15 protein-coding genes are annotated in these 13,114 nt (G+C 69.8%); 13 read left to right on the top strand and 2 right to left on the bottom strand.

Features of this window, described 5'->3' with window-relative positions; genetic code table 11:
• Positions 1-171 precede the first annotated feature (171 nt).
• Positions 172-1,227 (bottom strand): formate dehydrogenase accessory sulfurtransferase FdhD, encoded by a 1,056-nt coding sequence (gene fdhD, locus OG587_RS13985; protein WP_329090351.1) that lies wholly within the window; start codon positions 1,225-1,227, stop codon positions 172-174.
• 153 nt (positions 1,228-1,380) lie between these two features.
• On the opposite strand from fdhD, the gene OG587_RS13990 reads away from it, so the two are divergent.
• The 9 genes from OG587_RS13990 to OG587_RS14030 all read left to right on the top strand — a co-directional run bounded on the left by OG587_RS13990 (position 1,381) and on the right by OG587_RS14030 (position 8,795).
• Entirely contained in the window at positions 1,381-2,205 is an 825-nt protein-coding gene (locus OG587_RS13990; protein WP_329090353.1) for a biotin--[acetyl-CoA-carboxylase] ligase, read from the top strand.
• A gap of 33 nt (positions 2,206-2,238) precedes the next feature.
• Complete coding sequence (locus tag OG587_RS13995) at positions 2,239-2,757, top strand: PH domain-containing protein (protein ID WP_329090354.1); 519 nt, start codon at positions 2,239-2,241, stop codon at positions 2,755-2,757.
• Positions 2,758-2,760: 3 nt separating this feature from the next.
• The gene (locus OG587_RS14000) at positions 2,761-3,798 is read left to right on the top strand and encodes an adenylate/guanylate cyclase domain-containing protein (protein ID WP_329090355.1); all 1,038 of its coding nucleotides are present in this window, start codon (positions 2,761-2,763) and stop codon (positions 3,796-3,798) included.
• Between the two features lie 73 nt (positions 3,799-3,871).
• On the top strand, positions 3,872-4,957 hold the full coding sequence (locus OG587_RS14005; RefSeq protein ID WP_329093847.1) for an S-(hydroxymethyl)mycothiol dehydrogenase: 1,086 nt from the start codon (positions 3,872-3,874) through the stop codon (positions 4,955-4,957).
• A complete protein-coding gene (locus tag OG587_RS14010; RefSeq protein ID WP_329090357.1) occupies positions 4,954-5,571 on the top strand; it encodes an MBL fold metallo-hydrolase in 618 nt (205 codons plus the stop codon). Before OG587_RS14005 ends, OG587_RS14010 begins: the two co-directional genes overlap by 4 nt.
• A gap of 351 nt (positions 5,572-5,922) precedes the next feature.
• Positions 5,923-6,096 carry a (2Fe-2S)-binding protein gene (locus OG587_RS14015; protein ID WP_329093849.1) on the top strand — a complete coding sequence of 58 codons (174 nt, stop codon included), beginning with the start codon at positions 5,923-5,925 and terminating at the stop codon, positions 6,094-6,096.
• A gap of 15 nt (positions 6,097-6,111) precedes the next feature.
• Positions 6,112-6,594 carry a bacterioferritin gene (bfr, locus tag OG587_RS14020; protein WP_329090359.1) on the top strand — a complete coding sequence of 161 codons (483 nt, stop codon included), beginning with the start codon at positions 6,112-6,114 and terminating at the stop codon, positions 6,592-6,594.
• A 251-nt stretch (positions 6,595-6,845) separates the two neighbouring features.
• On the top strand, positions 6,846-7,514 hold the full coding sequence (locus OG587_RS14025; RefSeq protein WP_012888073.1) for a response regulator transcription factor: 669 nt from the start codon (positions 6,846-6,848) through the stop codon (positions 7,512-7,514).
• 3 nt (positions 7,515-7,517) lie between these two features.
• Entirely contained in the window at positions 7,518-8,795 is a 1,278-nt protein-coding gene (locus OG587_RS14030) for an ATP-binding protein (protein WP_329090375.1), read from the top strand.
• A gap of 31 nt (positions 8,796-8,826) precedes the next feature.
• Here OG587_RS14030 and OG587_RS14035 read toward each other — a convergent pair whose 3' ends face one another.
• On the bottom strand, positions 8,827-9,384 hold the full coding sequence (locus tag OG587_RS14035) for a GtrA family protein (protein WP_329090377.1): 558 nt from the start codon (positions 9,382-9,384) through the stop codon (positions 8,827-8,829).
• Between the two features lie 293 nt (positions 9,385-9,677).
• Here OG587_RS14035 and OG587_RS14040 point away from each other — a divergent pair, with 293 nt between their 5' ends.
• The 4 genes from OG587_RS14040 to OG587_RS14055 all read left to right on the top strand — a co-directional run bounded on the left by OG587_RS14040 (position 9,678) and on the right by OG587_RS14055 (position 13,082).
• A complete protein-coding gene (locus tag OG587_RS14040) occupies positions 9,678-10,622 on the top strand; it encodes a hypothetical protein (RefSeq protein ID WP_329090379.1) in 945 nt (314 codons plus the stop codon).
• 295 nt (positions 10,623-10,917) lie between these two features.
• Positions 10,918-12,003 carry a 5-(carboxyamino)imidazole ribonucleotide synthase gene (locus OG587_RS14045; RefSeq protein ID WP_443075617.1) on the top strand — a complete coding sequence of 362 codons (1,086 nt, stop codon included), beginning with the start codon at positions 10,918-10,920 and terminating at the stop codon, positions 12,001-12,003.
• A 353-nt stretch (positions 12,004-12,356) separates the two neighbouring features.
• Positions 12,357-12,860: a 5-(carboxyamino)imidazole ribonucleotide mutase gene (purE, locus tag OG587_RS14050; RefSeq protein ID WP_329090384.1), complete on the top strand. Its 504-nt coding sequence runs from the start codon at positions 12,357-12,359 to the stop codon at positions 12,858-12,860.
• Positions 12,861-12,956: 96 nt separating this feature from the next.
• A complete protein-coding gene (locus OG587_RS14055; RefSeq protein ID WP_329090385.1) occupies positions 12,957-13,082 on the top strand; it encodes a hypothetical protein in 126 nt (41 codons plus the stop codon).
• Positions 13,083-13,114: the final 32 nt, after the last annotated feature.

Genomic DNA, 13,114 nt, shown 5'->3' on the forward strand with positions numbered 1-13,114 from the left:
TCGGGACCCGCCTCGGCTGACGGGGGTTCCCGGTGTGAGCGGACGGCTCAGAAGTCCAATACGGGCGATTCAGGACGAGAGTGGACCTTCCTTGCCGGGGTGGACGTCCGGCGGCCGGAGCGGGCGGCTCAGGGGCCGGCAGGGGGTCGCCCGGGGAGTGCGGCGGACGGCTCAGCGGCCGACGCGGTGCGCCCCCGCGTAGAGGTTGAAACGCTCCTCGCGCAGGAAGCCGACCAGTGTCATCCCGAACTCCCTGGCCAGGTCGACGGCGAGGGAGGACGGCGCGGAGACCGCGCAGACGACCGGCAGGCCCGCGGTGAGGGCCTTCTGCATGATCTCGTAGCTGGTCCGCCCGCTGACCATGAGCACGTGCCCGCCCAGCGGCAGCCTCCCGGTCATCATGGCCCAGCCGACCAGCTTGTCCAGCGCGTTGTGCCGTCCCACGTCCTCGCGGACCGCGAGCGGCTCACCCCCGGCGGTGAACAGGCCGGCCGCGTGCAGCCCTCCGGTCTTGCCGAAGACCCCCTGGGCGCTTCTCAGCCTGTCGGGAAGGCCGTACAGGACCTCGGGGGAGATCAGCAGGTCCTCCTGGTCGGGCAGCGGCGAGCAGCGGCCACGCAGGGCGTCGAGGCTGGCGGTACCGCAGACGCCGCACGCGCTGGACGTCATGAAGTGCCGGTCGAGCGAGGGCAGGTCGGGCAGCCCGCCACCGCGCAGCCGCACGGTCACCGTGTTGTAGCGCGCCTCCGGCGGCACGTCCTCGTCGGTGCAGTAGGCGATGGACGCGACGTCCGCCGGTGCCGCGACGCCCTCGCCGTACAGGAACCCGGCGGCCAGCTCGAAGTCGTGCCCGGGGGTGCGCATGGTGATCGCGACCGTGCGGCGCTCCTCGCCCGCCTGGATGCGGATCTCCAGCGGCTCCTCGGTGGCCAGGTCGTCCCGGCGCTCGTGGACGGTCCCCGCCCGCATCTGCCCGACCCGCGCCCGGGTGGTGGGTCCCGGCCTCCGCACGGCCTCCACCACTTCGAGGCCCGGATCGGCTTCGGAGCCCGGATTCCCCCTTGAGCCCGGATTCACCTCGAAGCTCCGATCCACTTCGGGGACCGGATCCACTTCCGAGCCCGGATTCACCTCGAAGCTCTGACTCGCCGCTGAGCCCGTACCCATCTCGGAGCCCGGATCGTCCTTCAGGCCGGTGTCGTTCCGCGCGTTGAGATGTCTGCTCATGCGTTCATCATCTCTTTTCGCAATCGTCTGCACGATTTCCAGGCCCAGCCGAAAGCCTGCCCTTGCCCGCCGACCCAGACTTCGGTAACAGTATTCCCTGGTCATTGGATTAATTCGGTAACAGGGGGTCGTTAGTGGAGGCAAGATGGCTAAGTGCTCGACTCGCCCTTCACTGATCTCGACCGCCCGCCGCTTTCCGAGGCGGCCCTCACCCGCGCGCTGGTCCGTCCCGGTGGCCTCTGGTCCGGGATCTCCGTGGTCGACAGGACCGGATCGACCAACGCCGACCTCGCGCAGGCCGTCCGCGACGGCGCGCGGCAGGGAGCCGTCGTCGTCGCCGAGTCCCAGTTCGCCGGGCGTGGCAGGCTCGGCCGCGTCTGGAGCGCTCCACCGCGTTCCGGCCTGACGTTCTCGGTGCTCCTGCGTCCCGACCCGCCCCTGTCCGCGCAGGGGTGGCTGCCCCTGCTCGTCGGCCTGGCGGTCGCGTCGGCCGTGCGGAAGGTCGCCGAGGTCGACGTACGGCTCAAGTGGCCCAACGACCTGCTGATCGGCGAGCGCAAGCTCGCCGGGGTGCTCGCCGAGCGGATCGACAGCGCGGTGATCGTGGGGGTCGGGCTCAACGTGAGCGTGCGTCCCGAGGAGCTGCCGGTGGAGACCGCCACCTCCCTGGCCATCGAGAAGGCCGCCTGCGCCGACCGCGATCCGATCCTGCGCGCGGTGCTGCGGGAGATCGAGACCCACTACCGCGAGTGGTCGGAGGCGGAGGGCGACGCCGAGGCGTGTGGCCTGCGGGCCGCCTATCTCGCGATCAGCGCCACGGCCGGGCGGGAGGTCAGGGTGGAGCTGCCGGGCGAGCGGGTGCTGACCGGCACCGCCACCGGCGTCGACCGCGCCGGTCACCTGCTCGTCAGCTCCAAGGGGGAGGAGCACACGCTCAGCGCGGGTGACGTCGTGCATGTTCGACCTCACACCTCATGACGTGGGACATGAAGGCGTGCCACGATTTGCCCCATGGGTCTACCCGATCACCACATGACGGAGGGGGAGCGACGGATCAGGTCGTTCCACCCTCACTGGAAGCGACTCGTCGGTCCGTTCCTCGCGTTGATCCTGATCATCGCGGGGTCCGGTGCCGCCCTTTTCCTCATGCCCGACTTCGAGTACCGGTCCTACGCGCTCATCGCGGTGGCTGTGGTCGCCGTCGGACTGCTGACCGTGTGGTCGTTCATTCCATACCTGCGCTGGAAGAACACCTCGTACGTCCTCACCTCGCACCGCTTCACCATCGGCACGGGGGTGCTGAACAAGTCCATCGACGACATCCCGATGACCAAGGTGAACACGGTGAGCGCCGACCAGACCCTGATGGAGAGGCTCTTCGGCTGCGGCACGCTGGTCGTCGAGTCGGCGGGCGACCACGGCCGGATCACGCTGCGGGACATCCCCCGGATCCAGGAGGTGCGGGCCGAGCTGTTCCGCGCGCTCGACGACGCGGCCGACGGGGAGCCCTCGGAACCCGGCGGGCGGTGACCCGTGGGGCGTGACCTCCTGGGCCTGGGGGAGGGCGGGGACGAGGCGGAGGTCCCCGCCGGACGCCCGACGGCCGAGCAGATCGAGCGCCTCTTCGTCGGAGCGTCTCCTCGCTACACCCGGATCCAGGTGGCGAGCCTCGCCCGGGTGCCGCAGGAGCTCACCGAGCGGATCTGGCGCGCGCTGGGGTTCGCCACGCTCCCCGACGACACCGTGGCCTTCACCGACGCGGACGTGGCCGTGCTGGAGCGGGTCCGGGCGATGATGGAGGGCGGCCTGCTGGACGACCGGACCGTCATCCGGATGGCGAGGGCGCTCGGCCAGACGACGGCGAGGCTCGCGCAGTGGCAGGCCGAGATCATGATCGGCGCCATGCTCGACCCCGGCCACCGGCCCACCGACGCGGACCTGGCGGCGGTCATGGAGACCTCGCGGCGGCTGCTCCCCGACTTCGAGCAGGTGCTGGTCCACGTCTGGCGCGCCCAGCTCGCCGCCGCCGGGACCCGCCTGCTGACGCTCGCCGACATCACCGACGAGCTCGTGCCGGCCAGGCTCACCCTCGCGGTGGGCTTCGCCGACCTGGTCTCCTTCACCCGGGTCTCCCGCGAGCTGGACGAGCGGGGCCTGGCCGAGCTGGTCGAGGGCTTCGAGTCACGGGCCTCGGACGTGGTCGCCGAGCACGGGGGGCGGATGGTCAAGACGCTCGGGGACGAGGTGTTCTTCACGGCGGCCGACCCGCGGGCGGCCGCCGTGATCGCCCTGGACCTGGTCGGCGCGATCCGCCAGTACGGGCCCGACGTGCGGATCGGGCTGGCGTACGGCCCGGTGCTGCCGATCATGGGGGACGTCTTCGGCACGACGGTCAACCTGGCGGCCAGGCTCACGGCCATCGCCCGCCCCGGCACCGTCGTCGTCGACGACAGGCTGGCCGAGGCGCTGAAGGACGCGCCCGGCGTCGAGGTCGGCCGCATCCGCCAGCGGCCGGCCCGCGGCCTGGGGGTGGTGCAGCCGTACGTGTTGCGCCGGGCTGGTAATCATTGAGGCTGGGCGCAAGGCCGTTCAACCGGTAAGCGGGCCCGTGAGGGTCGAAACCATGACAGATGAGGTGCAGGACATGCCGTACACCGTGCAAGGCGTGGTCGCGCGTGGCAAGGGCGAGCCCGTCTCGCTGGAGACCGTTATCGTGCCCGATCCAGGCCCCGGCGAGGCCGTGGTGACGGTCCAGGCCTGTGGCGTCTGCCACACGGACCTGCACTACCGCGAGGGCGGCATCAACGACGAGTTCCCGTTCCTGCTCGGCCACGAGGCCGCCGGGGTGGTCGAGGCCGTCGGCGAGGGCGTCACCGAGGTGGCCCCCGGTGACTTCGTGATCCTGAACTGGCGGGCCGTCTGCGGCGACTGCCGGGCGTGCCTGCGGGGCCGTCCCTGGTACTGCTTCAACACCCACAACGCCACCCAGAGGATGACCCTGGAGGACGGCACGCCGCTCAGCCCCGCCCTGGGCATCGGCGCCTTCATCGAGAAGACCCTGGTCGCGGCCGGGCAGTGCACCAAGGTCGACCCGGCGGCGCCGCCGCAGGTGGCCGGGCTGCTGGGCTGCGGCGTGATGGCGGGCATCGGTGCCGCCATCAACACCGGCGGCGTGACCCGCGGTGACAGCGTGGCGGTCATCGGGTGCGGCGGCGTCGGCGACGCGGCCATCCTGGGGGCGAGGCTGGCGGGCGCCTCGAAGATCATCGCGGTGGACGTGGACGACCGCAAGCTCGACTGGGCCAAGGACTTCGGCGCCACCCACACGGTCAACTCCCGCACCTCCGACGTGGTCGAGACGGTCAAGGAGCTCACCGGCGGCAACGGCGCCGACGTGGTCATCGAGGCGGTCGGCCGCCCGGAGACGTACCGGCAGGCCTTCTACGCCCGTGACCTGGCCGGGACCGTGGTCCTGGTCGGGGTGCCCACCCCCGACATGAAGCTGGAGCTGCCGCTGCTCGACGTCTTCGGCAGGGGCGGCGCGCTGAAGTCCTCCTGGTACGGCGACTGCCTGCCCAGCCGTGACTTCCCCATGCTCATCGACCTCTACCTCCAGGGGCGGCTCGACCTCGACCGTTTCGTCTCCGAGACGATCGGCATCGGCGACGTCGAGGAGGCCTTCGCGAAGATGCACCGCGGCGAGGTCCTGCGCTCGGTGGTGATCCTGTGATCGACAGGATCGTCACCTCCGGCACGTTCTCGCTGGACGGCGGGACGTGGGACGTCGACAACAACGTCTGGATCGTCGGCTCGGCCAGCGAGGTCCTCGTCGTCGACGCCGCGCACGACGCCGCGGCGATCGCCGAGCGGGTCGGTGACCGCGAGGTCAAGGCCATCGTCTGCACCCACGCGCACAACGACCACATCGACGCGGCGGCCGACCTCGCCGCGCGGACGGGCGCGCCGATCCTGCTCCACCCGGCCGACCAGGTGCTGTGGGAGATGGTCTACACCGATCTGCCGTACACCCCGATCGAGGACGGGCAGGTGCTCTCCGCCGGGGGGATCGAGCTGACCGTGCTGCACACACCGGGCCACGCTCCGGGCGCGGTCTGTCTGTACGGGGCGGACATCGGCGCGGTCTTCACCGGTGACACCCTGTTCAACGGCGGTCCCGGCGCGACGGGGAGGTCCTTCTCCTCCTTCGGCACGATCATCGAGTCGATCAGGGAGAAGCTGCTGGACCTGCCGCCGGGGACGGCCGTGCACACCGGTCACGGCGTGTCCACCTCCATCGGCGCGGAGGCGGGGCACCTGGAGGAATGGCTGGCCAGAGGCCACTGACCGGCGTCTCCCCGCGCTCGGCCCGCTCACGCGCCCCGGCCTTTGCCGGGGCGCGTTCGCGTGTCCCGGCGCTCCGTACGCGGCGCTCCGTACGCGGTGGTGTGCCCGTGGTTCTCGTGAGACGTTTTCCGGGGTTTCGGCGGGGCGTTTTCGCGAACCCGCGCGGGAGGCGGCTCGTATCCCGGAGGCGTTTTCGCACGTCGGCCGATGGGCCTCCGAATGGGAACGCCGGATTGATGACAGCGATATTAAGGTCGTGTGTTCTAACTCACGTAGGCAAGCCTAACCGAATGAGCTAGCTTAGGTGTGCCTAACCTATGGTAGTCTCCAGAGAGGTTGCACCCCGTGTACGTGTGCGTCTGCCGTGCGGTCACCGAAAATGAGGTGCACGACTGCATCTCGGCAGGGGCCAAGAGCGCGCGCCAGATCCGCGACGCCACGGGGGCCGGCGGCGACTGTGCTTCTTGCGTGCGAAAAATCTGTGCGATCCTAAAGCGGTCTGAAGATTTGATGCCGACCGCATAGCACGAGGAGCCCGCCATGCAGGGCGACAAGAAAATCATCGAACTGCTCAACGAGCAGCTGACCGCGGAGCTGACCGCGATCAACCAGTACTTCCTGCACGCCAAGATGCAGGAAAACTGGGGATATACCAGGCTGGCCAAATACACCCGCGAAGAGTCCATCGACGAGATGCGCCACGCGGAGAAGCTCACCGACCGCATCCTCTTCCTCGAAGGCCTGCCCAACTACCAGAAGCTGGGCACCCTGCACATCGGCCAGACCGTCGCCGAGCAGCTCCGCGCCGACCTGGACGTCGAGCTGGAGGTGGTCACCCGCCTCCGGCCCGCCATCATCCTGATGCGCGAGAAGGGCGACGCCACCTCGGCCCGGATCTTCGAGGAGATCCTGGAGGACGAGGAGCGCCACGTCGACTACCTGGAGACCGAGCTGGGTCTCATCGGGAGCCTCGGGGAGCAGCTCTACCTCGCCCGCTACGCCGAGCCGCCGTCGGCGTCTTGAGGTGAATAAAGCAGAACACGCCCACCAGATCCCCTCTGGTAGGGCGTGTTCTGCTTTGTCGGTCGATCCTTTGGGGAGCCTGTGCTTTCGAGGGACTTCCAATGCGGGAGACCTACTCCCTGGCCCTCGGCCGTTGCGGGATGACTATCCGGGATTTATCAGTGTTTGCCCAGGTCAATGGATAGGTCAACGACGAGTCAAACCGCGCGCTGTACCCGGGAAACGATCCCCTAAGGTCCTACGATCGCAACATGACCTGTGTACTACTCGCCGAGGATGACACCTCGATTTCCGAGCCACTGGCGCGAGCCCTGCGCCGCGAGGGTTATCAAGTAGAGGTGAGCCCTGACGGCCCGCAGGCTCTGGAGCGGGCTCTATCGGGTGGCATCGACCTGATCGTTCTCGACCTGGGCCTGCCCGAGATGGACGGCTTGGAGGTGGCCCGGCGCATCCGCGCCGAGGGCCATGGGACTCCTGTGCTGATCCTCACCGCCCGCGTCGACGAGGTCGACACGGTGGTGGGCCTCGACGCCGGGGCCGACGACTACGTGACCAAGCCGTTCCGCCTGGCCGAGCTGCTGGCGCGCGTCCGCGCGCTCCTGCGGCGCGGCACGTCCGAGACGCCCGTGGTCCAGGGCGTGCGCATCGACGCCGACTCCCGTCGCGCGTGGATGGGAGACAAGGAGCTGCATCTGACCACCAAGGAATTCGATCTGCTGAGGGTCCTGGTCCGCGACGCCGGAAAGGTGGTCACCCGAGAGCAGATCATGCGCGAGGTGTGGGACACCAACTGGTGGGGTTCGACCAAGACCCTGGACATGCACATCTCGTGGCTACGCCGGAAACTCGGTGACGACGCCGCCAAGCCCCGATACATCACGACCGTTCGAGGAGTCGGCTTCAGGTTCGAGCGCGAGTAGGAGATGCGCCGCCGCCTTCTCTCCTCAACCCTCCTCGTCGCGGTCATCGGGGTGTTGCTGCTCGGCATCCCCCTCGGTGTGGCGGTCAACCGGCTCATCGAGGAGGAGGCGACCCAGGAACTCTCCTCACACGCCAAAAGCCTGCTGGGGGAGGTCGAGTACGCCCGGATCCAGGATCAGCCCGTCGACGAGCAGCAGCTGGAACGCAAGTATTCCGATCTCTACATTCAGATTTACGCAAAAGGGACGCCTCCCCAGGTGATAACGGTGGGCACCGAGCCCCCCGAGAGCCAGAAGATGACCGAGGACGCGCAGTCGGAGAACGGCGTGTACGTCGCGGTCAGCCGGGACAAGACGGGAGTGGAGCGTGAGGTCCGCGCGTGGTTGTTCCTCATCCTGGGACTCGCCGCGGCTGCCCTCGCGGTCGCGGTCGGGCTCGCCATCGTGCAGTCGCGCCGCCTGACCCTACCGCTCAGCGACCTTGCGATGATCGCTGAGCGGCTCGGCTCCGGTGACGCCAGACCGAGCAAGCACCGCTACGGCATCCAGGAGCTCGATCGGGTGGCCGAGGTGCTCGACCGCAGCGCGACCCGCATCTCCGACCTCCTGGCCAGGGAGCGGGAGTTCGCGACCGACGCCTCCCACCAGCTCCGCACCCCGCTCACCGGCCTGACCATGAGACTTGAGGAGATCGTCGCCGCCGCCGACGAGCCGGGGATCGTCAAGGAGGAGGGCGAGGCCGCCATCGTGCAGGCCGAGCGGCTCACCGCCGTGATCGACGAGCTGCTGGCCACCGCCAGACGGCAGCGTCAGGCGCAGTCCGAGGTCGTCGAGCTCGACGTGCTGCTCGACCAGCAGCTCATCGAGTGGGGCCCGGCGTTCCGCAGGGCCGGGCGGCGGCTGAGCCTGGTCGGCTCGCGCGGGCTTCAGGCGCTGGGCACCGGTGGCGGCATCGGCCAGGTGATCTCCACCCTGCTGGAGAACTCGCTGAAGCACGGCGACGGCACGGTGACCGTGACCACCTGCGCCAGGGACAGGTCCATCGTCATCGAGGTGGCGGACGAGGGCAAGGGCATCACCGACGACCTGGCCCCGCGGGTCTTCGAGCGGAACGTGAGCGGGGGAGGCAGCACGGGGCTCGGCCTGCCCCTCGCGAGGGCACTCGCCGCGGCGGACGGGGGCCGCCTGGAGCTCGTACGGGCGCGTCCCGCGGCGTTCGCGTTCTTCCTGCGCCAGGTGGGCGACACGGGCAGGAACCGCGTCGTCCGCGGGCCCGCCTGAGCGCCGTGCCCCGGTCGGGGCAGGGCGCGTACTAGCGCGGGCCGGTGGGGGGCGAGCTCTCTTCCGACGTCTTGCCCAGGAGATATACGTGGCCGTTGATCTGGCTGTTCGGTGCCGTCGGCGTACCGGGGACGGTCTCCGCCGGCCCGTCCGGCGGCGTGCCGGGCAGGAAGACCCACTTCTTGTACGACCAGAACCTGAACAGGGTCCCGAGGCCGGTGCTCACGATCAGGGCGATGTTGTAACTCAGCGCGTCCTGCAGACCCAGGGTGTAGGTCACGAAGCCGAGCATCAGCAGCGAGATCAGCAGGCCGATGCCGTTGAGGACGAAGAACAGGAAGTATTCGCGGGCGAGGCCGCTCTGCTCGCGGTGCCTGAACGTCCAGTAGCGGTTGCCGATGTAGGCCAGGGTGGCCGCGACGATCGTGGCGATGACCTTGGAGGAGAGCGGTCCCTGGTCGAGGCCGAACCGGAGCAGGTTGGTGCCGCCGTAGTCGATCACGAAGGCGACCGCGCCGACCGTCCCGAACTTCGCCAGCTCTCGCGCCAGCTCGGCGAGCCGCCGGTAGGCGTGTCGGAGAAACTCCACGTTTCCTGCACGGTCCTTTCGGGGGTCGGCTGCTGATCCGCCGCATCGGAGGACCTCGAACACTCTTCGGGCCAGGCTACCGGTGAGGAGGAGTGATCCGCGCGAGGTTGACCCGTTGATGTCCATAGCCGTCAGCAGGCGCTTTTTCAACAAATGTCGCATAACACCGGATAAAAGAGGGTGCTGACGTTACGCTGGTCCCGTAGATCACGGGAAGCCTCCGGAACCTCCGCCTTCCGTGGTCGGTCCAGACGGACTGCCGCACGCGACGGCCACTACCCTGGGATCAACCCTTGCGCCGCCGACTCCTCGCCTTGATCCTGGGTCTGTCGATGATGACCGGCTGCGGCGCGCGGAGCGAGACGCGGGTCACCGCCCCCGGGACCGGCCCGTCACGCGAGGCGTCCGCCGGGGTGGAGCTCGCCGAGGCGAGCGAGGCCTTCACACTGCTGAGAAGGCTCGACGACGCCTGGCGCGACCGGGACTGCGCGACCGTCGGGAAGCTCACCACCTGGGCGGAGAAAGCGCTGGGCGGTCGTGCCTGCGAGGCAACCCGGAACGGCCGCCCAGCCCCCGTCAGGAAGTCCTACAACGAGGCGGAGTTCTACCTGCCCGGCATCGCCGACCAGGACCGCTGGTTCGTCGCCCTGGCCCGCGAGCCTGACCCGGCCTACTTCCTGTTCGTCCAGGAGGCCGGCGAGTGGCGGCTCGGCGCCGGGCCCATCCCGATCCGGGGCGAGGTCCGCGAGCCGACCGAGGGCGCGGTGCCCACCGACGATCCCGGTGCGGGGGTCAAGGCCCGTCTCGTGCCGCAGCGCTACCTGGCCTACCTGACCGACCCGGCGGGGGTGAGCGGGGTGACCTTCCCCAAGGGCGACCCGGCCCGGGATCTCTTCGGCGAGCTGGTCAGGCGCCCGCCGAACGTGAGGCCCGACCGCCTCACCACCGACGTCCGCCTGCTCGTCGGCCCGCAGCGCGCGCTGCTGCTGCCCGACGGCGGCGCCCTGGTCATCCACGCCCTGGAGATCGAATACCGGCAGAAAGCCCGTCAGGGCCGCTCCTCCCTGGCCCGTCCCATCTACGGCAGGGCCGACCTGCGAGGTTTCACCGGCAGGAGCAGAACCGCCGGGCTCACCGGGATCGAGGTCGTGCTCGTCGCCACCGAGATCGTCGGCAGCGGTTCCAAGCTCACCACGGTCGGCCTGCGCCGCGGCCTCGCCACCCTCACGGCGGACTGATCCCGCGGCGGCGAGCGGCCCTCACGGTGGACCGAGCTTGTGGTCGGCGATGACTTATGGCCGGTGACCTCTACGGAGGGTGAGTGCCGTGGGCGATGAGCGGCCCTCACGGCGGGCCGAGCGCCTTGAAGGGCCGTTCCCGGTTCCTGTCACGGTGTCCGCCAACCGGCCGGCATCTGCCCGCTGCCTGGTCGTGTACCGCGCGACAGTAAACTTAACCGCTGTGAGCAGCCCTTCTTTGGCCAGTCCCATCGGACCCGTCGTCGGCGTGATCGGAGCGGGCCAGCTGGCCCGGATGACACAGCAGGCGGCCATCGCCCTCGGCATCGAACTGCGGGTCCTGGCCAACTCGCCAGACGAGAGCGCCGCCCGCGTGATCGCCGACGTGCGCCTGGGCGACTACCGGTCCCTGGCGGACCTGCGCGACTTCGCCAAGGGATGTGACGCGGTCACGTTCGACCACGAGCACGTGCCCACCGAGCACGTCCGCGCCCTGGCCGAGGACGGTTTCGCCGTGCACCCCGGTGCCGACGCGCTCGTCCACGCCCAGGACAAGGCCGTGATGCGCGAGCGGCTCACCGCGATCGGCGTTCCCTGCCCGCCCTGGCGGCGGGTCGAGACGGCCGCCGACGTCGAGGGGTTCGCCGCGGAGAACGGCTGGCCGGTCGTGCTCAAGGCGGTCCGGGGCGGCTACGACGGGCGCGGCGTCTGGGTCTGCCGCTCCGCGGACGACGCGACCGAGGTCCTGGCCTCCGGCGTACCGCTGATGGCCGAGGGGTTCGTGCCGTTCGAGCGGGAGCTCGCCGTGCTGGTCGCCAGGTCACCGCACGGGCAGGGCGTCAGCTACCCGGTGGTGGAGACCGTCCAGCGCGACGGCATCTGCGTCGAGGTGCTCGCTCCCGCCCCCGGTCTCGACCCCGCGTGGGCCGCGGTGGCCCAGCGGATCGCCCTGACCATCGCCAAGGAGCTGGGCGTGACCGGGCTGCTGGCCGTGGAGATGTTCGCCACCTCCTCGGGGCTGGTGGTGAACGAGCTGGCCATGCGCCCGCACAACAGCGGCCACTGGACGATCGACGGGGCCCGCACCTCCCAGTACGAGCAGCACCTGCGCGCGGTCCTCGACCTCCCGCTCGGGTCGCCCGCGCCGACCGCCCCCGTGGTGGTGATGGCCAACCTCCTGGGCGGCGACGACCCCGACATCTTCTCCCGGTACGAGCACGTGATGGCCCACGACCCGGGAATCAAGGTCCACTTCTACGGCAAGGAGGTGCGGCCGGGGCGCAAGATCGGCCACGTCACCGCGATGGGCACCGACCTCGACGAGGTCCGCGCGCGTGCCCGGCACGCGGCCGTCTACCTCACCGAGGGAAGATACACCTGAGCCGGTGAGAGCCGGTCGGCCCGCTCTTCAGGGGCGCCGGGCCGCCGGAGGTCCTCGTGGCACCAGAAGGCGCCCGGACCGTCCGGAATCCTCGCACCGTCGAAGGGCGCCGGGACGGTCTGGAGATCCGTGTCGGCGAAGGACGGACGCCTGCAGTACCACCGAAGCGAAGGGCGCCGGGATCGTCCAGGGGCTCGTACCGCCGAGGGACGCCGGGATCGTCCGGAGTCCCGTACCGCCGAGGGACGTCGGGATCACCCGGAGTCCCGTACCGCCGAAAGCGCCGCACCGGCGCGGACCACGGCACCACCGCGAGCGCACGCGGCCTCCGGGCCGCGAGGCAAGGAGAAGTGATGACCACCGTCGGCATCGTCATGGGCAGCGACTCCGACTGGCCGGTGATGAAACTCGCCGCGGAGGCGCTGGCCGAGTTCGAAGTGGCGTTCGAGGCCGACGTGGTCTCCGCGCACCGCATGCCCGAGGAGATGATCGCGTACGGCGCGGGGGCGGCCGGGCGCGGCCTGAAGGTGATCATCGCGGGTGCCGGGGGAGCCGCCCACCTGCCGGGCATGCTCGCGTCGGTGACCCCGCTGCCGGTGATCGGTGTCCCCGTCCCGCTGAAGTATCTCGACGGCCTCGACTCCCTCCTCTCGATCGTGCAGATGCCCGCGGGGGTTCCCGTCGCGACCGTCGCCGTCGGGGGCGCCCGCAACGCGGGCCTGCTGGCCGTACGGATCCTCGCCGCCGCGGACGAGGGCCTGCGGGCGAGGATGGAGGCGTTCCAGCTCGCTCTCAAGGATCAAGCCCACGCCAAGGGCGCGAAACTTCGGGCTGAAGCCGCCCAGCTCGGCGCCTGATATCGCCGCCTTTGACCGATAACTTGACAACATGATGGATAGATGAGGAAGCGGGGGGAAGGAGCAGATCTTCAAATATTTTGGAGGTTGAGCATCATGAGGAACGCCATCCGCGCCCTCCTCGGACTCACGATGGCGGTGCTGGCGCTGTTCGGAAGTCTGAGCACCGGTGAGAGCCGGAAGCCCGTCGACTCCGCCGTGAGTTCCGTGTCGACGCGCTAGCCCCTGCCGGCCTCGCCTGGAATCTCAGGGAA

This window comes from Streptosporangium sp. NBC_01469, assembly GCF_036227305.1.
Lineage (GTDB): Bacteria > Actinomycetota > Actinomycetes > Streptosporangiales > Streptosporangiaceae > Streptosporangium.